29 protein-coding genes are annotated in these 25,975 nt (G+C 71.1%); 13 read left to right on the plus strand and 16 right to left on the minus strand.

The window, feature by feature from the left end; all coding sequences use genetic code 11:
* The first annotated feature begins 39 nt into the window (after positions 1-39).
* The gene (locus tag H504_RS0118620; RefSeq protein WP_026424008.1) at positions 40-384 is read left to right on the plus strand and encodes an MmcQ/YjbR family DNA-binding protein; all 345 of its coding nucleotides are present in this window, start codon (positions 40-42) and stop codon (positions 382-384) included.
* Here H504_RS0118620 and H504_RS0118625 read toward each other — a convergent pair.
* Complete coding sequence (locus tag H504_RS0118625; RefSeq protein WP_026424009.1) at positions 381-1,565, minus strand: acetyl-CoA C-acetyltransferase; 1,185 nt, start codon at positions 1,563-1,565, stop codon at positions 381-383. The genes H504_RS0118620 and H504_RS0118625 overlap by 4 nt on opposite strands.
* 86 nt (positions 1,566-1,651) lie before the next feature.
* On the opposite strand from H504_RS0118625, the gene H504_RS0118630 reads away from it, so the two are divergent.
* The 3 genes from H504_RS0118630 (at position 1,652) to H504_RS0118640 (ending at position 3,704) form a co-directional block, all read left to right on the plus strand.
* Positions 1,652-2,146 carry an amino-acid N-acetyltransferase gene (locus H504_RS0118630; protein ID WP_026424010.1) on the plus strand — a complete coding sequence of 165 codons (495 nt, stop codon included), beginning with the start codon at positions 1,652-1,654 and terminating at the stop codon, positions 2,144-2,146.
* A gap of 64 nt (positions 2,147-2,210) precedes the next feature.
* On the plus strand, positions 2,211-3,044 hold the full coding sequence (locus H504_RS0118635; RefSeq protein WP_026424011.1) for a MerR family transcriptional regulator: 834 nt from the start codon (positions 2,211-2,213) through the stop codon (positions 3,042-3,044).
* A 195-nt stretch (positions 3,045-3,239) separates the two neighbouring features.
* Entirely contained in the window at positions 3,240-3,704 is a 465-nt protein-coding gene (locus H504_RS0118640; protein WP_026424012.1) for a phospholipase, read from the plus strand.
* Positions 3,705-3,754: 50 nt separating this feature from the next.
* Here the strand turns inward: H504_RS0118640 and H504_RS35840 are convergent, their stop codons facing one another.
* From H504_RS35840 to H504_RS0118655, 3 genes are all read right to left on the minus strand, one after another.
* Positions 3,755-4,207 carry a hypothetical protein gene (locus H504_RS35840; RefSeq protein ID WP_035304860.1) on the minus strand — a complete coding sequence of 151 codons (453 nt, stop codon included), beginning with the start codon at positions 4,205-4,207 and terminating at the stop codon, positions 3,755-3,757.
* A 122-nt stretch (positions 4,208-4,329) separates the two neighbouring features.
* A complete protein-coding gene (locus H504_RS42590; protein ID WP_211239357.1) occupies positions 4,330-4,992 on the minus strand; it encodes a DUF5684 domain-containing protein in 663 nt (220 codons plus the stop codon).
* Between the two features lie 148 nt (positions 4,993-5,140).
* The gene (locus H504_RS0118655) at positions 5,141-7,582 is read right to left on the minus strand and encodes a DNA translocase FtsK (RefSeq protein WP_026424013.1); all 2,442 of its coding nucleotides are present in this window, start codon (positions 7,580-7,582) and stop codon (positions 5,141-5,143) included.
* A gap of 95 nt (positions 7,583-7,677) precedes the next feature.
* On the opposite strand from H504_RS0118655, the gene H504_RS0118665 reads away from it, so the two are divergent.
* From H504_RS0118665 to H504_RS35855, 3 genes are all read left to right on the plus strand, one after another.
* Entirely contained in the window at positions 7,678-8,493 is an 816-nt protein-coding gene (locus H504_RS0118665; protein WP_035304864.1) for a lysophospholipid acyltransferase family protein, read from the plus strand.
* A 419-nt stretch (positions 8,494-8,912) separates the two neighbouring features.
* Positions 8,913-9,878, plus strand: coding sequence for an EamA family transporter (locus H504_RS35850; protein WP_035304866.1), 966 nt, complete (start codon positions 8,913-8,915; stop codon positions 9,876-9,878).
* Between the two features lie 183 nt (positions 9,879-10,061).
* Positions 10,062-12,296 carry a SulP family inorganic anion transporter gene (locus H504_RS35855; RefSeq protein WP_035304868.1) on the plus strand — a complete coding sequence of 745 codons (2,235 nt, stop codon included), beginning with the start codon at positions 10,062-10,064 and terminating at the stop codon, positions 12,294-12,296.
* Between the two features lie 31 nt (positions 12,297-12,327).
* Here the strand turns inward: H504_RS35855 and H504_RS0118680 are convergent, their stop codons facing one another.
* The 7 genes from H504_RS0118680 to thyX all read right to left on the minus strand — a co-directional run bounded on the left by H504_RS0118680 (position 12,328) and on the right by thyX (position 19,922).
* Positions 12,328-13,275, minus strand: a complete 948-nt coding sequence (locus H504_RS0118680) for a serine hydrolase (RefSeq protein ID WP_035304870.1) — start codon at positions 13,273-13,275, stop codon at positions 12,328-12,330.
* A gap of 371 nt (positions 13,276-13,646) precedes the next feature.
* On the minus strand, positions 13,647-15,347 hold the full coding sequence (locus H504_RS0118685; RefSeq protein WP_026424016.1) for a ribonuclease J: 1,701 nt from the start codon (positions 15,345-15,347) through the stop codon (positions 13,647-13,649).
* 34 nt (positions 15,348-15,381) lie between these two features.
* On the minus strand, positions 15,382-16,413 hold the full coding sequence (gene dapA / locus H504_RS0118690) for a 4-hydroxy-tetrahydrodipicolinate synthase (RefSeq protein WP_026424017.1): 1,032 nt from the start codon (positions 16,411-16,413) through the stop codon (positions 15,382-15,384).
* Positions 16,414-16,578: 165 nt separating this feature from the next.
* Positions 16,579-17,199, minus strand: a complete 621-nt coding sequence (locus H504_RS0118695) for a TIGR03085 family metal-binding protein (protein ID WP_026424018.1) — start codon at positions 17,197-17,199, stop codon at positions 16,579-16,581.
* A 28-nt stretch (positions 17,200-17,227) separates the two neighbouring features.
* A complete protein-coding gene (locus H504_RS35860) occupies positions 17,228-18,712 on the minus strand; it encodes a serine/threonine-protein kinase (RefSeq protein WP_035304872.1) in 1,485 nt (494 codons plus the stop codon).
* Positions 18,713-18,776: 64 nt separating this feature from the next.
* Positions 18,777-19,166 carry an ACT domain-containing protein gene (locus H504_RS0118705; RefSeq protein ID WP_026424019.1) on the minus strand — a complete coding sequence of 130 codons (390 nt, stop codon included), beginning with the start codon at positions 19,164-19,166 and terminating at the stop codon, positions 18,777-18,779.
* A gap of 3 nt (positions 19,167-19,169) precedes the next feature.
* On the minus strand, positions 19,170-19,922 hold the full coding sequence (thyX, locus tag H504_RS0118710; protein ID WP_026424020.1) for an FAD-dependent thymidylate synthase: 753 nt from the start codon (positions 19,920-19,922) through the stop codon (positions 19,170-19,172).
* Positions 19,923-20,062: 140 nt separating this feature from the next.
* Between thyX and H504_RS0118715 the strand changes: the two genes are divergently transcribed.
* From H504_RS0118715 to H504_RS0118725, 3 genes are read left to right on the plus strand one after another with little or no spacing between them, the layout of a single operon-like run.
* Entirely contained in the window at positions 20,063-20,608 is a 546-nt protein-coding gene (locus H504_RS0118715) for a toxin-antitoxin system HicB family antitoxin (RefSeq protein WP_026424021.1), read from the plus strand.
* A complete protein-coding gene (locus H504_RS0118720) occupies positions 20,605-21,492 on the plus strand; it encodes a DUF4097 family beta strand repeat-containing protein (RefSeq protein WP_035304874.1) in 888 nt (295 codons plus the stop codon). The genes H504_RS0118715 and H504_RS0118720 overlap by 4 nt, the downstream gene beginning before the upstream one ends.
* Before the next feature lie 3 nt (positions 21,493-21,495).
* Entirely contained in the window at positions 21,496-21,678 is a 183-nt protein-coding gene (locus tag H504_RS0118725; RefSeq protein ID WP_026424023.1) for a hypothetical protein, read from the plus strand.
* Positions 21,679-21,953: 275 nt separating this feature from the next.
* Here H504_RS0118725 and H504_RS41385 read toward each other — a convergent pair whose 3' ends face one another.
* Positions 21,954-22,118, minus strand: coding sequence for a hypothetical protein (locus H504_RS41385; protein ID WP_157440504.1), 165 nt, complete (start codon positions 22,116-22,118; stop codon positions 21,954-21,956).
* A gap of 204 nt (positions 22,119-22,322) precedes the next feature.
* Entirely contained in the window at positions 22,323-23,531 is a 1,209-nt protein-coding gene (locus H504_RS0118735; protein WP_026424024.1) for a winged helix-turn-helix domain-containing protein, read from the minus strand.
* A 108-nt stretch (positions 23,532-23,639) separates the two neighbouring features.
* On the opposite strand from H504_RS0118735, the gene H504_RS0118740 reads away from it, so the two are divergent.
* The 3 genes from H504_RS0118740 to H504_RS0118750 all read left to right on the plus strand — a co-directional run bounded on the left by H504_RS0118740 (position 23,640) and on the right by H504_RS0118750 (position 25,363).
* Positions 23,640-24,197 carry a GNAT family N-acetyltransferase gene (locus tag H504_RS0118740; RefSeq protein WP_026424025.1) on the plus strand — a complete coding sequence of 186 codons (558 nt, stop codon included), beginning with the start codon at positions 23,640-23,642 and terminating at the stop codon, positions 24,195-24,197.
* A 181-nt stretch (positions 24,198-24,378) separates the two neighbouring features.
* Positions 24,379-24,657, plus strand: a complete 279-nt coding sequence (locus H504_RS0118745) for a hypothetical protein (RefSeq protein WP_026424026.1) — start codon at positions 24,379-24,381, stop codon at positions 24,655-24,657.
* A gap of 190 nt (positions 24,658-24,847) precedes the next feature.
* Entirely contained in the window at positions 24,848-25,363 is a 516-nt protein-coding gene (locus tag H504_RS0118750; protein WP_026424027.1) for a YqaA family protein, read from the plus strand.
* Here the strand turns inward: H504_RS0118750 and H504_RS40230 are convergent.
* From H504_RS40230 to H504_RS41390, 3 genes are all read right to left on the minus strand, one after another.
* Positions 25,314-25,502 (minus strand): DUF397 domain-containing protein, encoded by a 189-nt coding sequence (locus tag H504_RS40230; protein ID WP_084467872.1) that lies wholly within the window; start codon positions 25,500-25,502, stop codon positions 25,314-25,316. The genes H504_RS0118750 and H504_RS40230 overlap by 50 nt on opposite strands.
* Positions 25,499-25,708 carry a DUF2277 domain-containing protein gene (locus H504_RS0118755; protein ID WP_026424028.1) on the minus strand — a complete coding sequence of 70 codons (210 nt, stop codon included), beginning with the start codon at positions 25,706-25,708 and terminating at the stop codon, positions 25,499-25,501. Before H504_RS0118755 ends, H504_RS40230 begins: the two co-directional genes overlap by 4 nt.
* A gap of 67 nt (positions 25,709-25,775) precedes the next feature.
* Complete coding sequence (locus H504_RS41390) at positions 25,776-25,925, minus strand: hypothetical protein (RefSeq protein ID WP_157440505.1); 150 nt, start codon at positions 25,923-25,925, stop codon at positions 25,776-25,778.
* Positions 25,926-25,975 lie beyond the last annotated feature (50 nt).

Raw genomic sequence — 25,975 nt, forward strand, 5'->3', positions numbered from 1 at the left:
TCGGGTGTTTTTGTCGCCCCCCTCGGCGAGGATATCGCCATGGTCACCGAGAACGACGTGCGGACGGCGGCGTTGGCGCTGCCCGGCACGACCGAGAAACCCTCCTACGGGACACCGGGGTTCCGGGTGAAGGACAAGGTGTTCGCCCGGATCAAGGACCCGACGACCCTGGTCGCCTGGGTCGCCGACGAGTCGGAGAAGCACGCCTTGATCGCCGAGGCCCCGGACCGCTACTTCACCACCCCGCACTACGACGGGTACGCCTCGGTCCTGGTCCGGCTGGACGTGATCGACCAGGACGAACTGGCGGACGTGCTCCTTGAGGCGTGGCGGGTCCGGGCCCCGGCGAAACTCGTCGCCGAGTTCGACGCCGAGCAGGCCTAAAGACGCTCGAAGACCGCCGCCAGGCCCTGGCCGCCGCCGATGCACATGGTCTCCAGGCCGTAGCGGGCGTCGCGGCGGCGGAGTTCGTGCAGGAGGGTGGCGAGGACACGGGCGCCGGTGGCGCCGAGGGGGTGGCCGAGGGAGATGCCGGAGCCGTTGACGTTGGTGCGGTCCCAGTCGGCGTCGGTGAAGTTCCACTCGCGGGTGACCGCGAGCACCTGGGCGGCGAAGGCCTCGTTGAGTTCGACCAGGTCGATGTCGGCGAGGGTGAGGCCCGCGCGGGCGAGGGCCTTGGCGGTGGCCGGGACCGGGCCCAGGCCCATCCGGGCGGGCTCGACACCGGCACTGGCCCAACTGACCAGCCGGGCGTAGGGCCGCAGGCCTAGCTCGGCGGCCTTCTCCGGGGTGGTGACCAGGCAGACGGCGGCGCCGTCGTTCTGGCCGGAGGCGTTGCCCGCGGTGACGGTGGCGTCCGGGTCCTGCCCGCGCATGATCGGCTTGAGCCGGGCGAGGGCGTCCAGTGACGCGTCCGGGCGGGGGTGTTCGTCCCGGGCGACCTCGCCGACCGGCACGATCTCGTCGTCGAAGCGACCGGCGGCGATGGCGGCGACGGCGCGTTGGTGGGAGCGCAGGGACAGCTCGTCCTGCTCGTCCCGGCCGATCTCGTAGTCGCGGCGCAGGTTCTCCGCGGTCTCGACCATGCCGCCGGGGACCGGGTGGTTGGCGCCGCCCGCGGTGACCCGGGCGCGGGCGAGGCGGTCGCGCAGTTCGACGCCGGTGCCCTTGACGCCCCAACGCATGGCGGCCGAGTAGAACTCGACCTGGCTCATGTTCTCCGCGCCGCCCGCGACGACGACGTCGTTGACGCCGGTCTGCACCCGCATCGCGGCGTCGAGCACGGCCTGCAGGCCGGAGCCGCAGCGCCGGTCGACCTGGACGCCGGGCACGGTCACCGGGAACCCGGCGTCGAGCGCGGCGACCCGGCCGAGCGCGGGGGCCTCGCCGTTGGGGTGGCACTGGCCGAGCACGACCTCCTCGACGACCGCAGGGTCGATCCCGGTGCGCCGAACCAGCTCGGTGAGCACGGTCGAGGCCAGGGTCGCCACGCCGACACCGGTGAAGACGCCGCCGAACCGGCCGACCGGGGTGCGGACCGGTTCGCAGATCACTGCCTCGCGCATTTGCTGTCCTCCGTGGTGTCGGCTGACCCCGATTCTGCCCACGGCCGTGAACAGCGCCGACGGGGGCGGGGCTAAATTCAGTGGTTGTGAAACCCCTGGTACGGCGGGCACGGGCGACCGACGTCCGCGCCATGAAGGCCGTGATCGACACCTACGTCGGCAAGGTCCTGCTCGCCAAGCCGCTGGTCACCCTGTACGAGGACATCCAGGAGTTCTGGGTGGCCGAGGTGGACGGCGAGCTGGTCGGCTGCGGCGCGCTGCATGTGCTGTGGGAGGACATCGCCGAGATCCGCACGGTCGCCGTGTCCACCGCCGTGCGCGGCCTGGGGGTCGGCCACGCGGTGGTGGCCCGGTTGATCGAGGTGGCCAGGGAGCTGGGGCTGGGCCGGATCTTCGTGCTGACCTTCGAGACGGAGTTCTTCGCCCGGCTGGGGTTCGTCGAGATCGACGGGACGCCGGTCGACTCGGCGGTGTACGCGGAGATGCGCCGGTCGATGGACGAGGGCGTGGCCGAGTTCCTGGACCTGGAGTACGTGAAGCCGAACACACTGGGCAACACCCGGATGTTGCTCAAGCTCTGATTCTTCGAGTGTTCACTCGAACAGTCTTGATTCGCACGGTCGGCGGGCGCCAGGATCTGGTGTCGTGGGATCGGATACCGCGCTGACCGTCGAGCAGTTGGCCGCCCGGGTGGCTCTGCCGACGAGCACGATCCGGATGTACCAGACCAAGGGGCTGCTGCACCCGCCGCGTCGGGCGGGCCGCACGGCCGTGTACGACCGCACGCACGTCGAGCGGTTGGGGCTGGTGCACCGGCTGCAGGCGCGTGGGTTCTCGCTGCCCGCGATAGCCGAGCTCATCGCCGCGCGAGACCTGGGGGCCCGCGTCGGCGATGTGCTCGGCTTGGCGGGCACCGGCGGCCCGGACGACTGGGTGCCGGTCGCGGTGGCCGACCTGCGGGAGCTGTGTTCGGTGCGCGACCTGCGGCCCCGGCTGCTGCGCCGGGCGATGTCGCTGGGCGTGGTGCGCTGGACGCACGGCAGGCCACACACCCGTCGCTGGGCGCTGGACACCGGGCTGCGACTGGCCCGCCTCGGCGTGCCGCCCACGGAGGTGCTCGACGCGCTGGACCGGCTGTGCACGGCGACCAACGCGATAGCCGCGGACTTCGCCGGGATCTTCGAACGCGTGCTGTGGCCGCCGCTGGTGGGCAGCACCGGGGACGACGACCGCCTGGAAGGCGTGCGGGCGCTGCTGGTCGACCTGACCGAGACGGCGCAGGCCGTGGTGGCGGGCGCGTTGCGGGACTCGATCCGCGACGCCGCCGAGGACTTCGCGCAGCGGCACGACCTGCTGCCCGCCGAGGGGCAGGCGGTGTGGGCGGGCCGCTGCCCACCGGTCCTGGCCGAGCGGCTGACCAACCCGGACCGGACCGAGGCGGTCGACGAGGCCGAGCTGGCCCGCTACCTGGCCGACTGACTATCCACAGTGGACCGTCCACAGGGGTGCCACCCGCTGGTTCAGGGGGCGGTCGGGGTTGACGGGAACACCTTGTCGCACAAGGGAAAGCCGCCGGTCACCGACAGTTCCACCCGGGTAGCCCGAACGGTGGTGCCCAGCGCGGGCGCGGACGGGGCCTAATGGTCGCACCGATCCCGTCCCCGGAGGAGCACCGTGCCCACCTCAACGCCCACCTCGACCCGCCGCCGCCTCGCCCGCGGTGCCGTCGCCGCCGTGACCGTCAGCGCCGCGTTGATCACCGGTGCGGGCGTGGCGGCCGCCGACCTGAGCCAGGCGCAACTGCGCAGCACCACGGACAGCTACCTCTTCTCGGTGAGCCTCAACCAGTTCCAGACCATCCGCGGCCAGCAGCCCTACGCCAACCAGCTCGACTGGTCCTCCGACGGCTGCTCGCACGCGCCGGACAACCCGCTCGGCTGGAACTTCCTGAAGGCCTGCTACCGGCATGATTTCGGCTACCGCAACTACAAGCGGCAGTCCCGGTTCACCGAGACCACGCGGCTGTCCATCGACAACAACTTCAAGTCCGACCTGTACACGATCTGCGCGGGCAACTGGGCCTGCCAGCGCACCGCCGACGTGTACTACGCCGCCGTCCGCCAGTTCGGCAATAGCTGAGGGCGGACCGCCCGGGGGTGACCGGCCCTACTCCAGCCACCCCCGCGCGGTCATGCCTTGGCAACGACCAGGGTCGCGGCGGTGCCCGGGACGTCCAGCTTGAGCAGGCGGACCTTGTAGCTGCCCGCTTGCGCCTCGGTCGGGAACTGCTTGTTCGTGTGCACCTGGACCTGCTCGCCCGCCAGGGTCAACGCGAGGGTGGCGTCGCCCTCCCAGACGCAGGCCTGGCCCGGCTTGCAGCGGCTGTCCTCGGTCACGTCGCGGAACTGGACGACCACGCCGGTCGCGACGCCGGTGCCGGACACGGTCACGGAATCGCCGCGCGCCAAGGTGAACTCGGCGTCCAGCGGTGGCCCGGCGACCGTCGACTCCGGACCGGTGGTGGGGCCGCCGCCGCCCACCGGGGTCGCGTCCACCGCCTTGTGCGCGCAGGCGGACAGGGCGAGAACCGCGAACCCGGCGACGACAGCGGCACCGGTCCGGGAGATCACACGACTGTTCATGGCAACTCCTCACCGTCGTCCACAAGACGGTACGGGTGAGGGGGCCGGTTGCACCGGATCACTCAGCGCTCCGAGTACCGGCGTTTACCAGTTTTCCCACCGGCGCGGCGGGACAGTCCGGATCAGTACGGCCGCTGCTGACCGCCACCCTGCTGCGGCGGGTACTGCTGCTGCGGATAGCCGCCCTGCTGGGGGTAACCCTGTTGCTGCTGCGGGTAACCACCCTGCTGCGGGTAGCCCTGCTGCGGGTACTGCTGCTGGGGGTAGCCGCCCTGCGCGGGGTACTGCTGCTGCGGGTAACCGCCCTGCTGGGGGTAACCCGGCTGCGGGTAACCGCCGCCCTGGCCACCGCCCTGACCGTAGCCGCCCTGGCCGTAGCCGCCCGCGGCGAACTGCGGGTCGGCCACCGGGCCGACGTAGCGGGCGCTGCCGAAGGCCAGGATCGGGAGACCGATGAAGCTGAACAGGATCAGCACCACCGCGAAGCCGCCGCTCTTGCCGAACGCCTTGGCCAGGTCGATGATCACGATGATCACGATCACCAGGTTGACCAGCGGGATGAGCAGGAGCAGCAGCCACCACCCCGGCCTGCCGACGGTCTTGAGCAGCACGTAGGTGTTGTAGATCGGGATGATCGCCGCCCAGCCCGGCTGGCCGGCCTTGGTGAACACCCGCCACATCGAGATGATCGCGATGAGGGCGATGGCCCCGACCACGATGCCGTAGCCGACGAGGAAGCCCGTCGGCAACGAACTGGTCGGATTGGTGTAGTCGCTCGTCGGCACGCTGCCGGTCCTTCCTCAAGCCCGCCGCGGCGGCGGGCGCACAGTGATCCGCCGGTACCCTGACCAACCCGCCCGCACAATGCACCTGATCGGGTGGTTCGTTACCGCTTCGAGATGGAATCGCGCCCCAGTATGCGGCCGCCGCGCGCTATTCGCCCGGCTCGTCGCTTTCGTCGGCCGGACCACCGCCGCGGATGGTCCACAGCACGCCGTCCAACTCGTCCGGCTTGACCAGCACCTCGCGCGCCTTCGACCCCTCGGACGGGCCGACCACGCCCCGGGTCTCCAGCAGGTCCATCAACCGGCCGGCCTTGGCGAACCCCACCCGCAGCTTGCGCTGCAGCATCGACGTCGAGCCGAACTGCGAGGTGACGATCAGCTCGGTGGCCTGCACCAGCAGCTCCAGGTCGTCGCCGATGTCCGGGTCGATCTCCTTGGCCTCGCCCGCCTTGGCCGCGGTGACCCCGTCGGTGTAGTCCGGCTGCGCCTGCTCCTTGGTGAACGCCACGATGTCGGCGATCTCCTCGTCGCTGACGTAGGCGCCCTGCACCCGGACCGGTTTGGCCGCCCCCATCGGCAGGTACAGCCCGTCGCCCATGCCGATCAGCTTCTCCGCGCCCGGCTGGTCCAGGATGACCCGGGAGTCGGTCAGCGACGAGGTGGCGAACGCCAGCCGGGACGGCACGTTGGTCTTGATCAGGCCGGTGACCACGTCCACCGACGGCCGCTGGGTGGCCAGCACCAGGTGGATGCCCGCCGCGCGGGCCTTCTGGGTGATCCGCACGATCGCGTCCTCGACGTCGCGCGGGGCGGTCATCATCAGGTCGGCCAACTCGTCGACGATGGCCAGGATGTACGGGTACGGCCGGTACTCGCGCTCGCTGCCCGGCGGGGCGGTGATCTCCCCGGACTTGACCTTCTTGTTGAAGTCGTCGATGTGCCGGACCCGGTTGGCCTGCATGTCCTGGTAGCGCTGCTCCATCTCCTCGACCAGCCAGGTCAGCGCGGCGGCCGCCTTCTTCGGCTGGGTGATGATGGGCGTGATCAGGTGCGGGATGCCCTCGTACGGGGTCAGCTCGACCATCTTCGGGTCGACCAGGATCATCCTGACCTCGTCCGGGGTGGCGCGGGCCAGCAGCGACACGAGCATCGAGTTGACGAAGCTGGACTTGCCGGAGCCGGTGGAGCCCGCGCACAGCAGGTGCGGCATCTTGGCCAGGTTCGCGGTGATCATGTGGCCCTCGATGTCCTTGCCGAGGCCGACCACCATCGGGTGGGTGTCCTTGCGCGCGGTCGTCGAGCGCAGCACGTCGCCGAGCCGGACCATCTCCCGGTCGGCGTTGGGCACCTCGATGCCCACCGCGGACTTGCCCGGGATCGGCGCCAGCAGCCGGACGTTGTCGGTGGCCACCGCGTAGGCGATGTTCTTGGTCAGCGCGGTGATCTTCTCGACCTTCACCCCCGGACCCAGCTCCACCTCGTAGCGGGTCACCGTCGGCCCCCGGGTGAACCCGGTGACCTGGGCGTCGATGGAGAACTGGTCGAGCACCCCGGTGATCGCCTCGATCATCGTGTCGTTGGCCTTGCTGCGCGACTTCGGCACGTCCCCCTCGACCAGCAGGGTCAGCTCGGGCAGCTTGTAGTCGCCGTCGACCACCCGGGTGACCGCGATCGCGTCCGGGTCGGGTTTGGGCTCGGTGACCTGCGGGGTCTCCTTGACCTCCACGGTGCGCTTGCGCGGCGCCTTCGGCTTGGCGGGCTCGTCCAGCGGCAACGGCGGCTGGGTGGCCTCCGGGCTCTCCTCGTCGGCGGCGCGCTTGCGGGGCGCCTTGCGCGGCTTGAGCGGCGGCTCGACCAGTTCGGGCTCGTCGTCGAAGAGCAGACTGCTGTCGTTCGCCGCACCCTCCGGGTCGCGCCCCAACTCCCGCAGCCGGGTGGGCACGTCGCGGATGCGGGTGCCGGTGAACACCAACACCCCGAACCCGAACAGCAGGAACAGCACCGGCACCGCCACCCAGGCGGTGACCCCCTTGGCGAGCAGCCCCCCGGAGAAGTACCCGAGAGCGCCACCCGCGTACATCCGGCCGTCGTTGGTGTCCGGCAGCCCCTCGAAGATGTGCAGCACACCGAGCAGGGCCAGCACCACGAGCAACGTCCCGACGGTGTAGCGCGGCCGCTTCTCCGGCTGCGCGTCGGTGCGCATCAACGTGACCCCGAGGGCGAACAGCAGCACCGGCAGCGCCACCGTCAACGCGCCGAACACGGTGCGCACCCCGATCTCCAGCCCGTGCCCCACCACGCCCGCGCGCCACCACACCGCCGCCCCGAGCACCACCCCGAACGCGACCAGGAAGAACCCGACCCCGTCCCGCCGGTGCGCCGGATCGAGCTCCTTGGTGCGGCTGATCATCCGCACCAGCGACCCGACCCCCTTGGCCAGCAACCCCCAAGCGCCGACGAACAGCCCAGGAGTCTTCGGCGGAGCGGGCGTCTTGCGGGCGGGAGCCTTGCGCGCAGCCGTGCCGCCGCGCTTGGCCGGGGTACGGGTGGACGACCCCTTACCCTTGGAGGTCGTCGTCCGGCTCGCCATGGGCTCACACGGTAGTGGTCGCCCCCCGCCACCCGAGGTAGGCGCGCCGGCCCCGCCCGATTTCCACCCCCGCGCCCCGTGACATGCTCCCCCGCATGTTCGCCCTGCGCAGCGCCCCCCGGACCAACGGCTCCCGCGCCCAAAGCCCCCTGGTGTGGCGCGCCATGTGCGCGATCGACCGAGCCCTCGTCCGCACCGTCGGCCGCATTGAGATCACCGGCGAGTTCCCCCCGTCCCTCCTCGGCCGCCCGGTCCTGCTGACCGCCAACCACATCGGCATGTTCGACCCCATGGTCGTCCTCGCCGCCTGCAGGCAGATGGGCATCTACCCCCGCTACATGCTCACCGCGGGCCTCCTCGACGCCCCCGTCCTCGGCTACTTCCTCCGCGCCGCAGGCCACCTCCGAGTAGACCGTGGCAAGTCGAACATCGCAGGCGCCTTCGACCGAGCCGTCGACAACCTCCGCACCGCCCAGGTCCCCCTCCTCCTCTACCCCGAAGGCCGCGTCAGCCGCGACCCCGGCCTCTGGCCCGAACGCGGCAAAACCGGCGCCGCCCGAATGGCCCTCCAAGGCAACGTCCCGGTAGTGACCATCAGCCAATGGGGCGCCCACGAGGCCGTCTACTGGGGCACCGAAACCGTCTCCACCTTCGCCGACATCAAGCCCCTCCTGATGTCTTTCCTCCGCGCCGTCCGCAACCGCCCCGTTTTCAAAGTCCACTTCGGCCCCGTCGTAAACCTGTCCGACCTGTCAGCAGGCAAGCCAGGAGACGCATTCCGCGCCCACTCGCGAATCATGCGCCAAATCACCACCAACCTCATCCCCCTCCGCCCCACCGAACCCAACGAGCCCCACTTCCACGACCCCACCCGCCCCCTAGACTCAATCAGCCCCTGGCGCCCAAAATAAAGACACCACCACCACCACCGCTTCCCTCTTATCGACAAAGCATCACGACCAACCGGCACGGCACGGCACGCCTCGAAACTCACCCCACATCGACGAAGCGCCACTCCCGCCCCGCGCGCCTCGAAACCCGCCGATCCCAACCGCCCGTTGTGGTGGAGTTGTTTTGTTTGGGGGGAGCGGTGGCCTAAGCCGGCAGGCGGGTAAGGCCACGCTTTCCAGTGGCCCCGCCTTTTAGCTTTACCCCAGGCTGCCGCTAGGGGCCCCAAACAAAACAACTTCACCACAACGGGCACCACCGCTTTATCTGGCGCCCGAGGCCGGCGTCGCCGAAGGCGACCAGGCCGACCCCCGAGGCGCAGCCGAGGCCCAGTCACCCAAACCTCCTATCATCCACCCCCCACATCGTCCACACTGACCCAGTGACCACCAAGCCCCCTTCACCGGTTACGCACCCCCACCAGGCCCGCGGAACCCTGTTCATCCTCATCGCCTCAGCCGCGTTCGGAAGCTCAGGCCCCCTGGCCAAGTCCGTCATGCAGGCCGGTTTCGAACCAGCCCAGGTCGCAGGCATGCGCGCAGGCCTGGCAGCAATCATGTTGCTCATCGCCGTAGCCCTGTTCCGCCCGCAGATCCTGCACATCCGCCGCACCAACTGGCGAACAACCATCGCCTACGGCCTCATCGGCGTAGCCGCCGTGCAGTTCCTCTTCTTCGTTGCAGTGGCCCGCCTCCCCGTAGGCGTGGCGATGCTGCTCGAATACATGTCCCCCATCCTCGTCGCCCTCTGGGTCCGTTTCGTCCGCCACGTCCACCTCCCCCGTCTCTCCTGGATCGGGACGGGACTGGCCCTGGTAGGTCTCGTACTGGTCGCCCAAGTCTGGTCAGGCCTGCGCATCGACACGATCGGCCTGGTCGCGGGCCTGGCTGCCGCTTTGTGTTCGGCCGGTTACTACCTCATCGGTGAGCGCGGCGCCGGTGAGCAACACCCGATCGGGATGGTCACCTGGGGCATGGCCGTCGGCGCCATCGGCCTGTTCGTCGCCGCGCCGCCGTGGAACCTCCCGGTGGACCGCCTCACCGCGACCACCGCGTTCGGCGACCACCAGTACCCCGTCTGGGTCCTGTTGATCACGGTCGCCGCGCTCAGCACCGCGGTCGCGTACACCCTGAGCACGGCTTCTCTGCGCGACCTACCGTCCACTGTGGTCAGCGTGCTGGCCCTCTCCGAGCCCGTCGTCGCCACCCTGCTGGCCTGGCTGATGCTCGGCGAGGTGCTGGACCCAACCCAGATCGTCGGCATGGTGGTGCTGCTCGGCGGCGCCCTGCTGGTTCAGCTCGCGGCCCGCGCCCCTGTCACACCAGCAGACCCGCAGCCCACCAAATGAGACCACGGTCACGCCCAAATTCAGACAGACGAGTGAACACGACCGTCACCGGAACCAGGGTAGGTAAAGCTTCGTTTACTCGACGGACGCGACACACCGTGGTCGATCGGTCACCATGGGGGCTCGACCGGCCACCAGCCCGACGCACCTGATCACCCCAGTCACTCGACTCCGGAGGTCTCGATGGGCGAGCTTCGCCCCAGCGGTCCCGCACACGCACCCCCTTCCCCCCGCTTCCGGCGCTGGTTGCGCCAAGACGCCAGATTTGACCTCTCCTCTTCGCTCGTCGTGTTCCTCGTCGCCATCCCGTTGTCGGTGGGCATCGCCGCCGCCTCCGACGCGCCGGTGATGGCGGGCCTGATCGCCGCCGTGGTCGGCGGGATCGTGGCCGGTTCGCTCGGCGGCTCCCCGCTCCAGGTCAGCGGCCCCGCGGCCGGGCTGACCGTGGTCGTGGCCGGTCTGGTCGGCCAGTTCGGCTGGGCGGTCACCTGCGCCATCACCGCGCTCGCCGGGCTGCTGCAGGTCGCGCTCGGCGCCTGCCGGGTCGGTCGGGCCGCGCTCGCCATCTCCCCCACCGTCGTGCACGCCATGCTCGCGGGCATCGGCGTCACCATCGTCCTCGGCCAACTGCACGTCCTGCTGGGTGGGGCGCCGGGGTCCACCGCCTGGGAGAACCTGAGCACCCTGCCCGCCACCGTCGCGGCCCTCAACCCGGTCGCGGCCGCGGTGGGCCTGGTCGTGATCGCGATGCTGGTGCTGTGGCCGCGGCTGCCCGCCCCGGTGCGCGGCACGCCCGCGCCGCTGGTGGCGATCGTGCTGGTCACCCTGGTGAGCGCGCTGGCGGCGTTCGACGTGGCGCTGGTCGCGCTGCCGGACAACCCGCTCTCGGCGATCCAACTGCCCCGGCTGCCGGACGGGCAGTGGCTCGCGTTCGGCGTCGGCGTGGCCACCATGACGATCATCGCCAGTGTGGAGAGCCTGCTGTCCGCCGTGTCGGTGGACAAGCTCCGCCCCGGCCACCGCAGCGACCTCGACCGGGAGCTGCTCGGCCAGGGCGGCGCGAACATGATCTCCGGGCTGCTCGGCGGGCTGCCGGTCACCGGGGTGATCGTGCGCAGCTCCACCAACGTCCGCGCGGGCGCCCGCACCCGCGCTTCCGCCGTGCTGCACGGGATGTGGGTGCTGCTGTTCACCGTGCTGCTGGTCGGCTTGGTCGAACAGGTCCCGTTGGCCGCGTTGGCCGGACTGCTGATCGTGATGGGCGTGCGGCTGGTCCGCCCGGCCGACCTGAGGGCCGCGCGCGGGCACGGGGAACTGCACGTGTACGTGGTGACCATCGTCGGTGTGGTGGCGCTGAACCTGTTGGAGGGTGTGCTGATCGGGCTCGCCGTGTCGCTGCTCGGCGTGCTGCGCCAGGTGGTGCGGGCCAGGGTGCGGCTGGAGCACGACCCCGACGCTCCGATGTGGACGGTCGTGGTCGAGGGCACGTTGAGCTTCCTGTCCGTGCCCAGGCTTTCCCGCGTGCTCACCCGGATTCCGGCCGGTGCCGCGGTCCGGGTCGAGTTGGTGGTCGACTACCTCGACCACACCGCGTATGAACACCTGGCCACCTGGCGGCGGCAGCACGAGGACACCGGCGGCGAGGTCACCGTCGAGGAGATCGGCCGCGGCGCGCACCGGCACGGCGGGCTGCCGCGCTGGTTCTCACCGTGGTCGCATTGGCAGGACACGGCGACCAACGGCGCGGCGCTGGTGATCCCGCGGCAGCGGGAGAACGGGCACGTCGACCACGTGTTGCGGCCGTTGGTGACGGGTGCCCGCGAGTACCACCGCAGTGGGGCGCCCGCGATGCGGCCGCACCTGCGCAAGCTCGCCGGGGCGCAGTCGCCGCACGCGGTGTTCCTCACCTGCGCGGACTCGCGGATCGTGCCGAACGTGATCACCGCGTCCGGGCCGGGTGACCTGTTCACCATGCGCAACGTCGGCAACCTGGTGCCGGACGCAGGCGCCGATGAGTCGGTGCACGCCGGCGTGCTCTACGGGGTCCAAGTGCTGTCGGCGCCGACTCTGGTGGTGTGCGGCCATTCCCGCTGCGGCGGCATGGGTGCGCTGCTGGCCGGTCGGCCCGGCGACGACCCGGTGTCGCGGTGGCTGCGCTGGGGCGAGCCGAGCCTGGGCGCCTGGCGCGACGGCCACCCGCTGGCCGCCACGGCGGCGGCCGACGGGTGGTCCGAGGTCGACCAACTGGCCATGGTGAACGTGGCGGTGCAGTTGGACCGGCTGGCGGGGCTGCCCGAGGTGGTCGACAGCGACGTCCGGTTGGTCGGGCTGTTCTTCGACATCCCGTCCGGGGCGCTGCTGATGCTCGACGGCGACCGGTTCAGCCCGTTGGCTGATCAGGCGTTGACAGCGGGGTAGGGGGTTCGGGGGGCCGTTGGGTCCCCCGAACTTATCCGCCGTTGGTGGGGCGGTAGGGCGCGGCTTTCACCGTCGTGGTCGCTGGGACTGCGTCGAGTAAGACGCGGCCGAGGGCGACGCGGGCGAGGACGGCTGGGTGGGTGCCGCCGAAGTTGGTGGGGTCTCCGGCGCCCTGGCAGAAGAGGGCGTAGACGAGTGCTGGTTTGTCGGCGCTGTCGAAGATGATGCCTGCTTCGTTGCGGCCGTCGTTGAACCAGCCCGCTTTGGTGGCGACCCGGGCGCGTTCATCAGAGGACATGAGGCGGCGGATGCCGTCGGTGAAAGCGGCCTGGGAGCGGAGGATCTTGAGCAGGTAGGCGGTGGAGGTGGCGGAGAGGAGGGTGCCCGCGGCGAGTTGGGTGAGGAGGTCGTGGGTTTCCTGGGGGGTGGTTTTGCCGAGGTAGAAGCGGTTGGGGTTGGCGACGGGGACGACCTGGGTGTTGGGGAAACCCTTTGCTACCAAGATCTCGTTGAGTTCCTTGGCGGGGCAGACGAGGCCGGCCAAGCGGACGGCGGTGTCGTCGGAGACGGTGAGGAGGAGGGCGAGGGCGTGGCCGATGGTGATTGAACTGGGGTAGGCGCCGTCGAGGGGGAGGATGCCGTCGCCGGTGGGGATGACGATGTCGGCGGTGACGTCGACGCGTTGGGAGAGTTGGAGAAGGCCGCGGTCGACCTTGTCGAGGACGGCGGTGGCTACGGCGATCTTGTTGACGCTGTAGGCCTCGGTGAGGGTGGTGGGGTTCTCGGTGATCACTGACTGGCTGTTGAGGGTGGTGAATGCCTGCCAGGTGCCGCCTGCTGCTTGGGTTGCGGCGCGGTAGGCGAGTTGGATTCGTTGGGCGGGGGATGAGGATTGGGCTGCTGCGGGGGTGGCGGTGGTCAGTGCCGTCGCCGATGCGGCGGCTAGGGCTAGGGCTGCTCGCCTGTTGAGGTTGGTCATGTGTCCTCCCCTGGGTGTGGGGGGAGGGTACAAGATCTTGGTGAAGGGCACTGGGGCCTCGGCTGCGCCTCGGGGACTGCTTGTCGCCTGGCGGCGACGCCGCTGGATTGCGCCAGATTAAAGCGGGGGTGCCCGTTGTGGTGAAGTTGTTTTAGCGGCAGCCTGGGTAAGGCTAAAAGGCGGGGCCACTGGAAAACGTGGCCTTACCCGCCAGCCGGCTTAGGCCACCGCTCCCCCCAAACAAAACAACTCCACCACAACGGGCGGTTGGTATCGGCGGGTTTCGAGGCGCGCGGGGCGGGTTGGTCGTGGTGCTTCTATTTATGTTTGTTCTTTACTCTTGTTCTTGTGCTTTGTGCTGGGGTGGGGGGTTAGACGGGGATGACGGTGGGGACGATCATGGGGCGGCGGCGGTAGGTGTCGGCGACCCAGCGGCCTACTACGCGGCGGACGGCTTGGGCGATGCGGTGGGTGTCGGTGATGCCCTCGGACTCGGTGTGCGAGAGCTCCATTTCCACCAACGAAACCACGTCGTCGAGGGCTTTGGGGTCGTCGGAGAAGCCTCGGCCGGAGATGGTGGGGGGGAAGACGGCGCGGCCGGTGGCGGAGTCGACGACGACGGTGATGGCGATGAAGCCGCCTTCGCCGAGGACGAGGCGGTCGGAGAGGGTGGACTCGCCGACGTCGCCGACGGAGAGGCCGTCCACGTACACGTGGCCGACCTCGACCCGGCCGGTGATGCGGGCGCGGCCGTCGACCAGATCCACCACGACGCCGTCTTCGGCGATGACGACGTTGTCGGTGGGGACGCCCGTCTTGACCGCGAGTTCGGCGTTGGCGCGGAGGTGGCGCCATTCGCCGTGCACCGGCATGACGTTGCTGGGGCGGACGGCGTTGTAGAGGAACAGCAGCTCACCGGCGGGGGCGTGGCCGGAGACGTGGACCTTCGCGTTGCCCTGGTGGACGACCTTGGCGCCGAGGCGGACCAGGCCGTTGACCACGCCGAACACGGCGTTCTCGTTGCCGGGGATGAGCGAGCTGGCCAAGACCACGGTGTCGCCGGGGCGGATGGAGATCTGCCGGTGCTCCCCCCGGGCCATCCGGGACAGCGCGGAGAGCGGTTCGCCCTGGGAGCCGGTGGACACGAACAGCACCTGGTCCTCGGGCATGGCCATGGCCTCGTCCAGGTTGACCAGCAGGCCCGGCGGCACGTTCAGCAACCCCAGGTCGGCGGCGATGCCCATGTTGCGCACCATGGACCGGCCGACCAGGGCGACCCGGCGGCCGTGCGCGACGGCCACGTCCAGGACCTGCTGGACCCGGTGCACGTGGCTGGCGAAGCAGGCCACGATGACCCGCTGGTCGGCGCCCGCGATGACGTTGTCGATGACCGGGCCGATCTCGCGCTCGGAGATGACGAACCCGGGCACCTCGGCGTTGGTCGAGTCGACCAGGAACAGGTCGACGCCCTCGTCGCCGAGGCGGGAGAAACCGGCCAGGTCGGTGAGCCTGCCGTCCAGCGGGAGCTGGTCGAGCTTGATGTCGCCGGTGTGCAGGACGACACCAGCCGGGGTGCGGATGGCGACGGCGAGCGCGTCCGGGATGGAGTGGTTGACGGCGAAGAACTCGCAGTCGAACTCGCCGTAGGACACGTGCTCGCCCTCGCGGACCTCGCGCAGCCGCGGGTCCAGGCGGTGCTCCTTGCACTTGGCGGCGACCAGGGCGAGGGTGAACCGGGAGCCGACCACCGGCAGGTCGGGGCGCAGCCGCAGCAGGAACGGGACGGCGCCGATGTGGTCCTCGTGGCCGTGCGTGAGGACCAGGGCGTCGATCTCGTGCAGCCGGGACTCGATCGGTCGGAAGTCGGGCAGGATCAGGTCGACGCCGGGCTGCTGGTCCTCCGGGAACAACACCCCGCAGTCGACGATGAGCAACCTGCCCGCGTACTCGAACACGGTCATGTTCCGGCCGACCTCGCCGATACCGCCCAGCGCCACCACGCGCAGGCCGCCCTCGGGCAGCGCGGGCGGTGGGTTGGTCGGCCACTTGCCTGACTTCGGCGGCTGCCTCACCGGCCCACCGCCCCGGACTCGACCAGCACGACGGTCACTGGTGCACCGCCCCGGCGCTGGTGTGCGTGGTGGCGGGCACGTACGCGGCGTTCGCGTCGGCGTGCGCCACCCGGGCGCTGGTGATGGTCGATCCCACCGCGCTCGGCGAGAGTGCCCCCTGCGCCTGCAGTACGCCTGCCTCGGTCAGGTCGGCGGCGATGGCCTCGACCTGCTCGGCGGTGGCGGGCGGCAGCGGCAGCCGCGGGTCGCCCACCTCGGTGCCGCGCAGCCGAAGCGCGGTCTTGCTGAACACGACCCCGCCGACCCGGCTGAACGCGCGCAGCACCGGCAGCAGTCCGTTGTGGAGCTCGCGGGCCGCGGCGACGTCGCCGCTGTCGTAACTGTCCACCATGGACCGCAGCCTGCCCGCGACCACGTGCCCGATCACGCTGACGTAACCAACGCCGCCGACCGAGAGCCACGGCAGGTTCAGCGCGTCGTCGCCGGAGTAGTACGCGAGGTCGGTGCCCGCGATGACCTGGCTGCCCGCGAGCAGGTCGCCCTTGGCGTCCTTGACCGCGACGATCCGCGGGTGCTCGGCCAGCCGGAACAGCGTGTCGACCTCGATCGGCACCATCGAGCGGGGCGGGATGTCGTAGAGCATGACCGGCAGGTCGGTGGCGTCCGCGGCGGCGGTGAAGTGCGCGATCAACCCGGACTGCGGCGGCCGCGAGTAGTACGGGGTCACCACGAGCAACCCGTGCGCGCCCGCCTTCTCGGCCTCGCGGGCCAGGTGCACGGTGTGCGCGGTGTCGTAGGTGCCCACGGACCCCACGACGGTCGCCTTGTGCCCGACCGCCTCGACCACGGCCCGCACCGCGTCGGCCTTCTCCCGGTCACTGGTCGTCGGCGACTCGCCGGTGGTCCCGTTGACCACCAGCCCGTCGTTGCCCGACGCCACGAGGTGCTCGGCAAGGGCCTGCGTCCGGTCGAGGTCCAGCGACCCGTCGGCGGCGAACGGGCTCACCATGGCGGTCAACACCCGCCCGAACGGGCGACCGGGGGCGGCGGTGGGGCATGCGGTCATGGTGATGACGCTACCCGCTGGCCATCCCCAGTACGCCCACCACCGCCACCTTCGGGATATTTTGCGCACGAGGCCGAAGTCAAATGGACAGTCCTAGCGACTCGACCCGGAATGTTGACCACATTTCGACCTGCCCACCTGCGACCAACATTCCGGGTCGAGCCGCTAGACCCCGCGTTTGAGCGCCCGGACAGCTTCCACCGCGTCCCCCGGGCCGGTGCGCTCGATGCGTGCCGCCGTCCGGCCGAACGCGTCGAGCAGGAGTTCGCCCGGCTCGCCGGTGACGGTCACCGGGTTCTCCCCCGGGTGGGCGGTGACCGAGCGGCCGTCCGGGGTGCGCAACACCACACCGACCGGGCTACGCCGGTAGTGCATCCGCGCGGTGCGGGACAGCGCTGTCCACAGTGCACGGTCGCGCGCCGGGTCGGCCGGGCGCGGCTCCCAGTCCGGCGCCGCCCGGCGGACGTCCTCGTGGTGCACGAAGAACTCAGTCGTGTTGGCCGGTTCGTCGACCAGCCGCATCGGCGAGTAGCTGCCCGGACCGGACCGGAACAGGTCGACCAGTTCGGGCCAGGGCAGGTTCGCGTACTCGCCCTGGATCCGCTCGGTGCGCCCGGCCAGCGCCTTCACCACGATGCCCGCCGCCGCGTCCAGCCTGCGTTCGCGCAGCACCAGGTGGGCGGCGAGGTCGCGGGTGGTCCAGCCCTCGCACAGCGTCGGCGCGTCCGGGCCGACCCGCTCGAACAGGTCGCTGAGCTCGGCGCGTTCGTCCTTGGCGACACCCATGCCACCACCGTACCGGCAGGTACGGTGGTCAGGACGGGCTGGTGATCTGGTCGCCGTCGGTGATCATGCCGCCGTCCTTGCGCAGCAGCACGCAGTGGATCGTGTAGTCGCGGCCCTTGTTGGCGTCCGCCTCCCAGGTCTTCTGCGCGGGCAGGACCACGGCGTAGGTGAGGTTGGTCTTGTCCTTGTCGCTGACCCGCTTGGTGCCGAACAACCACCCGCAGTAGGACTGGCCGACCTTAACCAGGCCATCCCGGTCGTAGGCCCACTTGGTCGAGGACCCCGCCGGGTCCAGGGTGCCGAAGACCTGGACGCGGAACGGCTTGGCGCAGTCGTCGGACGAGCCGAACGAGGCGCCCTTCTGCAGCGAGTTCGCCGAGCAGTAGCCGTCGGACAGGGAGAACTGGGCGAAGTCACCCTCGTCGCCGTAGCTGAAAGTCTCGATCTGCGGCGCCTGCGTCGAGTCGGGCGCGTTGATCGCCCGGTTCAGGAAGAACCCGCCGATCGCGCCGAGGAGCAGCACGACGGCACCCGCGATGGCCAGGGCCTTGGCGCCCGGCCCCTTCTTGACCGGCGTGGGCGCCGCGGCGGTGCGCTGGGGGTGGTAGCCGCCGGGGCTCATCGCGGTCGGCCCGGTGGTGTTGACCGGGGTCGGGCCGGTGGGCGGGCCCAGCGGCACGTGCGTGAGCAGGCCGCGGACCTGGGCGGCGGTGAGCCGGGCGGCGGGCGTGCCGACCATCAGACCGCTGATGACCGACGCGAGCGCGCCCTGTGCCCTGGTCAGGTAGGGGACCTCGGCGAGGATGGCGTGCATGGTGGCGGCGGTGGTCGGCCGCTCGAACGGGTTGTAGCCCTCGATGGCGAAGAACAGGACCGCGCCCAGCGCCCACAGGTCCGAGCTCGCGCCCGCCTCCTCGCCGCGGATCCGCTCCGGCGCCATGAAGGTGGGCGAGCCGATGAGCATGCCGCTGCTGGTCAGCCGCGGGTCGTCGAGCGACTGGGCGATGCCGAAGTCGGTCAGCTTCGCCCGGCCGTTCGCCGCCAGCATGATGTTGCTCGGCTTGACGTCCCGGTGCACGATCCCGGCCTGGTGGGCGGCCTCCAGCGCGGAGAGCAACTGCTCGGCGAGCTTGGCGACCTGCGGGGCGGGCATCGGGCCGCGCTCGCGCACCACGTCGGACAGCGTGGGCGCCTGGATCAGCTCCATCACGATGTAGGTCGCCCCGGACTCCTGGACGACGTCGTACACCGTGACCACGGCCGGGTCGTTGAGCCGACCGGCGGTGCGCGCCTCGCGGAGCACCCGCTCCTCGAACACGGCCCGCTCCGCGTGCGGCACCCCGTCCGGCAGGTGCAGTTCCTTGATCGCGACGTGCCGCCCGATCATCCGGTCCTCGGCCAGCCACACGACGCCCATGCCGCCGCGGCCGAGTTCGTTGAGGATCACGTACCGACCCGCTACCACGCGGGGCCCGTGCGCGACCGTCTGATCCTGCTGATGCTCCTGCGACACCCGGCAAACCTCCCTCTGCCGGCGGCATCTTAATCCGCCGATCGGCCGGGGGAGGTCGAACCCGTCAACTCGTGTGCACGTCGTGACCGGCGGCACGCAGCGCGGTGATCGCGCGGTCGAGGTCGGAGTCGTGCACCAGGATGTGGTCGGTGTCGAAGGTGGAGACCGCGAACAGCGACACACCGGCCGCGGCCAGCGAACCGGCCAGCGACGCCATGATGCCGGTGAGGGTGAACTCCAGCGGCCCGCGCACGGTCAGCAGCCGCCACCCGGCCTCGGTGCGGCCACCGGCCGGGGTGAGGTCGACCGGCGCGACCACGGTCACCTCGGTGGGCGTGCTGGTGACCGAGACGAACCCGGGGGTGGCGAACACCTCGGCGGCCACGGCGGTCCCCGGGTCGAACCGGCTCACGCCGTAGTCGCCCGCCACCACGTCGACGACCAGACGGCGCACGGCTCAGCCCTCGGCGACGAGCGGGCTGGAGGCGACCTCGGTGCCGTCCGGCAGCGCCGAGATGACGAAGTCGGCGAACACGTTGCCCGCCGCCTTCTGCAGTTGGCGCAGGCACTCCACGGCCAGGCCGCGGATCTCGACGTCGGCGTGCTCGGTGGCGCGCATCGCGATGAAGTGCCGCCAGGCGCGGTAGTTGCCGGTGACCACGATGCGGGTCTCGGTGGCGTTGGGCAGGATCGCGCGCGCCGCCTGCCGGGCCTGCTTCTTGCGCAGGGTGGCGCTGGGCACGTCGGCGAACTTCTGCTCCAGGCCGGTCAGCAGGTCGTTGTAGGCGTCCTGCGCGGCCTGGGCGGCGGCGAGGAACCTGGCGTGCAGCTCCGGGTCGGCGGCGATGACGTCCGGTTCGACCATGGCCGCGTCCTTCTCCGGCACGTACCGCTGGGACAGTTGCGAGTAGGAGAAGTGCCGGTGCCGGATCAGCTCGTGGGTCAGCGACCGGGAGATCCCGGAGATGTAGAACGACACGCTGCCGTGCTCCAGGACCGACAGGTGGCCGACCTCGATGATGTGCCGGATGTAGCCCGCGTTGGTGGCCGTCGCCGGGTTCGGCTTGCGCCACGACTGGTAGCAGGCCCGGCCCGCGAACTCGGCCAGCGCCTCCCCGCCGTCGGCGTCGGTCGTCCACGGCACGTCCGACGGCGCGGAGAACTCGGTCTTGGCGATGAGCTGCACCTTCGGCGACACCGTCTCGGTCACGTGCACATCCTCACATCGTCGGTCAGCGCGGTTCGTCTGCTCGGCGCAACAGTAGCCGCCGCCGGTGGTGACACCACGCGACATCATCGGACACCACCGGGTGACTTGACCGATGTCACCGGTGACGTCATAGTGGTGTCATGGATCTGAGCAGCTACCTCACCACCCTCCGCGACGACCTGACCACCACCGCCTCCGCGGGCGACGAGGCCACCCGGCGGTCGGCGGCCGTGCTGGCCGCGGCGCTGGAGCCCTCGGCCCGGCTGGCCATCATGAACGCCCTGGCCGACCTGGCCGCCGAGGTCACCGCGCACCTGCCCGACCACGTGGTCGAGGTGCGCTTGGACGGCCGGGACGTGCGGGTGGTGGTCACCAAGACCGGCACCACCGAGACACCACCCGAATCACCACCGACCGCCGAGGGTGACGCCGGTGACGTCAAGTTCGGCGGCGACATGAGCCGGATGACGCTGCGCATGTTCGACGAGCTCAAGTCCAAGGCCGAGCGGGCGGCGTCGTCGCAGGGGGTGTCGCTGAACACCTACGTGCAGCAGGCGGTGCAACAGGCCCTGCAGGGGCTGGGGGCGCACCACCGCAAGTACCAGGAACGGCAGCAGGGTCACCGCGAGCAGGACCAGGGTTCCGGTTCGGGCTCGTCGCGAGTGCAGGGGTGGTACGAGGGATGAGCGACACGCGGATGGAGCAGTTCGCCACCGGCACCGAGCCGGTGGAGATCACCGTGGCGACCGGGGCGGGCCGCATCGACGTGCGGCTGACCGAGGACGAGGGCGTCGACGTCGAGGTCCGGCACGCGCCGGAGGACGCCAACCCGTGGGCCGACGGGATGACGAACCTGGTCAACTGGTTCACCACCCAGTTCGGCACCGAGAAGCCCACCGGTCCGGACGACGCTGCCGCCGAGGCGGTGCGCCGGACCCGGATCGAACTGGTCGGCGGCAGGCTCGTGGTGCGCTCGCCGAAGGAGCCGCAGTTGCGCGGCATCCCGATCGCGGTGAGCGTGCGGGCACCGGCCGGGTCGTCGGTCTCGGCCCGCAGCGGGGCGGCGTCGGTACGGGTCGCGGGAGTCGCGGACCGGGTCGAGGTCACCACCGGCGCGGGCACGATCGACGTCGCCGAGACCACCGGGCTGGTCCAGGCCACCAGCGGCACCGGCGCCATCAAGGTCGGCCCGGCGCCCGCCGGGGTGCAGGCGCGGACCGGTCGGGGCGAGGTCGAACTGAGCGCGATCGGCGGCTCCACCCAGGTCGTCACCGGCGGCGGCGACGTCTGGCTGGGCACCATCACCGGTGACGTCACGGTCCGCAGCGGCACCGGCGACATCACCGTCGCCGACGCCGTCGCCGGGAAGGTCGAGCTGACCACGGGCTCCGGCGCGCTGCGGGTCGGCATCCGGCCCGGCGCGCCCGCCGAGGTCGACGTCTCCTCCGGCTCGGGCGAGGCCCGCAGCGAACTGCCACTGGTCGGCGTGCCACCCGCCGACGCCCCGGCCCTGCGGGTGCGCGCCCGCACCGGCCTCGGCTCCGCGCTGGTCACCCCCGCGTCGAGGTGACCCGTGTGGTCGTGGTCGCGGGTGTGCCTGCTCTACGGCGCGCGGCTGCGGCCGGAGATCGACGCCGCTGACCTGCTCCCACCGGAGCCGGTCACCCAGGCGGCGTCGGTGGCGCCGCCCGGTCCGGCGCCGTTGCCGACCCGGGGCCGGGTGGAGACCCCGCTCGTGTCCCAGGACCTGGGCTGACCGGAGTCCGGACAGGACAGCCGCGCCGGGGAGGGCGTGGCCGGATCGGATGCGGCGCAGGGGACCGCATCCGATCCAGGTCCTCCGGAACAGCCCGACAGTCGGACATCACGCCGGGCCGACTGTCCGGTCTGGACAGTCGGCGGCCCGGCGGGGGTGTTGGGGGGTATGGCGGCGTTCGGCCTCGGTCGGACGCCGCCATCGGCCTTTCGTGCTGGGCCAACCGGATCGGTCGCCCGCGCGACCCACGGACCCGGTCGCTCCTGCGACGAAGATCAGTCGCGGCCGCGGACGATGGTCGGCTCGTAGCCCTCGTCCTCCGGTGGGGCCTCGACCGGCCAGGAGTCGGCCCGGCCGCCGATGACCTCGGGGCGCGGGGAGGGGAGGGGGATGACGCCAGCGGCTTGTCTGTCCACTCTGTCCAGGGTCCGGTCGGTCATCTCGTCCTCCAGCGGTCGGTCGGCGGTCGCCCGGGGCGGGCACCTTCCAGGTGTGCCAGTGATACCCGGTTCGACTCAACCGCAACTAAACGCCGGATCGATGCGGGCATCCACTTGATATCCACCTGGTGGTACACCGGCGATCCCCGTTGGTTCGTCCGGGTGACACATCCACTGGTTCCAGCGTCCCACCGCGGTTCGGTGTTACAGCGCCGTCCCGAGGGCTGGGACGAGATCGCCACGTCCACCCACTTGAACGATGTCGAGACCGAGCCAGTCGGCCATGACGCGAAGTTCCGCGGCCAGTTCGGCGGAAACCCTGCTCCCGTCCTGGCCCGGTTCGAGAAAAGCTCCGGGTACGCGGAGGATCCCGGCCGCGCGGTCGGCCTTGACGTCTACGCGCGCGACAAGCTCACCGTCCAGGAGGAACGGGAAGACGTAGTACCCGTGCACGCGCTTGGGTTCGGGCACGTAGATCTCGATGCGGTAGTGGAAGTCGAACAGCCGCTCGGTGCGGTCCCGTTCCCAGATCAGCGGGTCGAACGGGCAGAGCAGCGCGCGACCGGTGATCTTGCGCGGGGTGCGGGCGTCCGCGTGCCGGTACGCCTGGTGCCGCCAGCCGGACACCGACACCGGTTCCAGCAGGCCCGCGTCGACCAGTTCGGCCACGGCCTGGTGCGAGCGCGCGGGTTCGAGCCGGTAGTAGTCGCGGAGGTCCTTCTCGGTGGCGATCCCATGCGCCGCGGCGGCGCGCAACGTCAACTGCCGCGCGGATTCCTCGTCGGACACGGGTGGTGCCGCCAGGACCTCAGGCGGTAACACGCGCTCGGCGAGGTCGTAGAGGCGTTGGAAACCGCGGCGGGTGCCGGTGGTCAACTGGCCGACGGCGAACAGCCACTCGCAGACGTGCTTGACGTCGGAGCGGTTCCACCACCCGCCCTTGGCGCGCGGGACGGCGCCGCCGAGGGCGGCTTCCAGGGTGCCCGCGCCGATCGGGCCGAGCTCCTTGACGGTGGCGAGCACGTCGTCGACGAGTCCGGGCGACTTCTGCGCGATGCGGGTGATGTGCCGGGCGTAGCGGGACTCGTAGCGGGCCATCCGCCAGCGGAACAGCGGCCAGTCGGCGACCGGGATCAGGCTCGCCTCGTGCGCCCAGTACTCGACCAGCAGCCGGGGGCGGCGCGCGGTCGGCGCCCACGCGGCGTCGTCCACCAGGGACTGGTCGTAGCCGCCGAGGCGGGCGAACAGCGGCATGTAGTGGGCGCGGACGGCGACGTTGACCGAGTCGAGCTGCAGCAACTGGACCCGGTCGAGCACCCGCTGCAGGTGTCTGCGGGTGGGCGGCCCCGAGGGGCGCGGGTCGGCGAAACCCTGGGCGGCCAACGCGGTCCGGCGGGCGGCGGCCGCGGTCATCTCGAGCACTGGTGGCACTCCTCCCGGTCTGCGGTACCGGCATCCTCGCAGCCACCCCCGACAGTAACCGGCGACGGGGGCAGATCGGTTATCCACTACCTTCTGCGCATGGCCGACGCCGCGGTGCGCCCCGCAGCCCCTGAAGACGTCGACGAACTCGCCCGGCTCCAGGTGAGCACCTGGCAGACCGGCTTCGAGGGGCTCCTGCCGCCCGACGTGCTGGCGGGCCTCGACCCCGCCGCGGCCGCCGCCCAACTGCGCCAGGTGATCGCACAGGGGCCCGCGCTGGTGCACGTGGCGACCGAGGGACCGTGGCCGGTCGGGTTCTGCGTGGCCGGTCCGTCGCCGGAGTCCGAGTCGGCCGCGGCCAACGACCTGCCCGCGCCGGACGCCGGGACGGTCGCGCTGGTCGGCACCCTGCTGGTCGAGCCGCGCTGGGGTCGACGCGGGCACGGTGGCCGGTTGTTGGCCGCCGCCGGGGCCGCGGCCGCCGACGCCGGGCTCACCAGGGGCATCTGCTGGGTGCCCGAACGCAACGCCGCCCTGGTCGGCTTCTTCCGCCGCGCGGGCTGGACCCCGGACGGCGTGGTACGCACCCTCGACGCGGGCGGGCAACCGCTGCGTGAACTCCGGGTCACCGGCGCGCTCGCCTTCGACCTGGTCTGAGCCGCCCGGGTTGCCTTGCCGCGCAACGACTCCACCGCTCCCGACCCGCTCCCGCCAACCGTTCCCACACCGGCCGGGACGCGCGATACTGACCAACGGGATTCACCGCGATCAAGGAGAACCCCTGGTCAGCGGCGGTGCGGCGCGGACGACCCAGGTCCGCTCGAGCGAGGGCGGGAACATGACACAGGGCGCGACACCTGAGATCACCGAGTTGGCCGCATACCTGAGCGCGCTCACCGCGGGGGTGACCGCCCGCGACCTGTCCGACCGGTTCGGCACCGGCACCTCGCTGTGGGGCCGCTACCGCTCCGGCGAGCGGATCGTGCCGTGGCACCTGCTGGAGCAGGTGGTCGCCGACAGCGTCGCGGACCGGCGCGGCAGGCTGTTCGCCCTGACCCGCGCCAAGGACCTGTACAACCGCGCCGAAGCGGCCGCCGCCCGCGCGGAACTCGGGTGACCACCCACGCGTCTCCACCCAGGCGAGGCGATGACCACCCGAGCAGGACGGTTCGACGATCAAGGCTTGTCGGCCGACGGTTGCCCGGCGGGGGCGGTTGGGGAGCCGCGCGGACAACTCGGGCCGCGTGGGCGTGATCGTCGGGTACCGTCGCTGGTCGGACCTGGCTCGGACCCGGAAGGGGCGGCACGTGCTCGGATGGCTGTGCGTGACCTTCGGGGTCGCCTTCAGCTCCGCCCTCGTGCCCTTCGTCAGTATCGAATTGTTCGTGCTGGGCTTGGCCGCCCAGGAGCCGCAGGTGTCCTGGCTGGCGCTGGGCGCGGTGGTCGCGGTGGCGCAGATGCTGGGCAAGCTGCTGTTCTACTTCGCCGGGCGCGGATCGATCCACCTGCCCGCGTTCCTGCACCGGCGCCGCGAACCCAAGCCGCTCACCCCGCGGCGCGCGGCCTGGCAGATCCGGACCAAGCGGATCCGCGAGTGGATCACCGAGATCCGGGCCCGCTGCGAACGCCACCCCGGCTGGCTCTACGGCACCTACAGCATCAGCTCGGTGCTCGGGCTGCCGCCGTTCATGGCGATGGTGGTGCTGGCCGGGCTGGTCCGGATGCGGTTGGCGGCGTTCTTCGGCGTCGGCCTGGTCGGCCGGTTCATCCGGTTCAGCGCGTTGGCGGCGTCACCGGCGCTGTTCGCGGGCTGGTTCCTGTGAGCAGCCGGGCCCAGGCCGCGGCGGTGAACCGCAGCGTCGCCGCGGGCCGCTTGGAGTCGCGCACGTGCACACGGCGACCGTAGGCGATCTCGACGCAGTTGCCGCTGTCACCGCTGAAGCTGCTCTTGCGCCACCTCACTGGCCCCGAACCACCAGCCTGTCCAGCAGTTCCTGGGTGGCCGCCGCGACCGCGTCCACCGCGGCCTCGAACGCCTCGGCGTTGTGCGGCGCGGGCGCCCGGAAACCGGAGATCTTCCGCACGTACTGCAGCGCGGCCGCCCGCACATCGCCATCGCCGACTTCGTCCACGAACGGGGCGCGCAGGGTCTTGATGCTTCGACACATGCGCCCATCATGCCCCGGACCGGCCGAAACGGTGCGGGCCGGGCGAGGTCGCCCGGCCCGCCGCCGGTCAGTCGTCGAACTGCTCCTCCTGGTCGTGGGCCTGCTCAAAGGCGCAGCCCGGGGCGCCGACGTCGTGCAGCTCCCGGCGGCCGGGGATGTCCGAGTACACCGGGCACTGGCAGACCCCGGGTGCGTCCTCGACTTCGAATGTGCTCACGGTTCGCCTTCGGTGGGGCGGGCGATGACCGGGACATGCTAGTGGCTGGT

Source organism: Actinokineospora inagensis DSM 44258 (genome assembly GCF_000482865.1).
GTDB classification, from domain to species: Bacteria; Actinomycetota; Actinomycetes; order Mycobacteriales; family Pseudonocardiaceae; genus Actinokineospora; species Actinokineospora inagensis.

Coding starts and splice junctions, on each gene's coding strand:
- H504_RS0118620 (WP_026424008.1), top strand. CDS start 40: ATGGTCACCGAGAACGACGTGCGGACGGCGGCGTTGGCGCTGCCCGGC.
- H504_RS0118625 (WP_026424009.1), bottom strand. CDS start 1,565: ATGCGCGAGGCAGTGATCTGCGAACCGGTCCGCACCCCGGTCGGCCGG.
- H504_RS35840 (WP_035304860.1), bottom strand. CDS start 4,207: ATGAACAGTCGTGTGATCTCCCGGACCGGTGCCGCTGTCGTCGCCGGG.
- H504_RS0118655 (WP_026424013.1), bottom strand. CDS start 7,582: ATGGCGAGCCGGACGACGACCTCCAAGGGTAAGGGGTCGTCCACCCGT.
- H504_RS0118665 (WP_035304864.1), top strand. CDS start 7,678: ATGTTCGCCCTGCGCAGCGCCCCCCGGACCAACGGCTCCCGCGCCCAA.
- H504_RS35855 (WP_035304868.1), top strand. CDS start 10,062: ATGGGCGAGCTTCGCCCCAGCGGTCCCGCACACGCACCCCCTTCCCCC.
- H504_RS0118680 (WP_035304870.1), bottom strand. CDS start 13,275: ATGACCAACCTCAACAGGCGAGCAGCCCTAGCCCTAGCCGCCGCATCG.
- dapA (WP_026424017.1), bottom strand. CDS start 16,413: ATGACCGCATGCCCCACCGCCGCCCCCGGTCGCCCGTTCGGGCGGGTG.
- H504_RS0118695 (WP_026424018.1), bottom strand. CDS start 17,199: ATGGGTGTCGCCAAGGACGAACGCGCCGAGCTCAGCGACCTGTTCGAG.
- H504_RS0118715 (WP_026424021.1), top strand. CDS start 20,063: ATGGATCTGAGCAGCTACCTCACCACCCTCCGCGACGACCTGACCACC.
- H504_RS0118720 (WP_035304874.1), top strand. CDS start 20,605: ATGAGCGACACGCGGATGGAGCAGTTCGCCACCGGCACCGAGCCGGTG.
- H504_RS41385 (WP_157440504.1), bottom strand. CDS start 22,118: ATGACCGACCGGACCCTGGACAGAGTGGACAGACAAGCCGCTGGCGTC.
- H504_RS0118735 (WP_026424024.1), bottom strand. CDS start 23,531: ATGACCGCGGCCGCCGCCCGCCGGACCGCGTTGGCCGCCCAGGGTTTC.
- H504_RS0118740 (WP_026424025.1), top strand. CDS start 23,640: ATGGCCGACGCCGCGGTGCGCCCCGCAGCCCCTGAAGACGTCGACGAA.
- H504_RS0118745 (WP_026424026.1), top strand. CDS start 24,379: ATGACACAGGGCGCGACACCTGAGATCACCGAGTTGGCCGCATACCTG.
- H504_RS0118755 (WP_026424028.1), bottom strand. CDS start 25,708: ATGTGTCGAAGCATCAAGACCCTGCGCGCCCCGTTCGTGGACGAAGTC.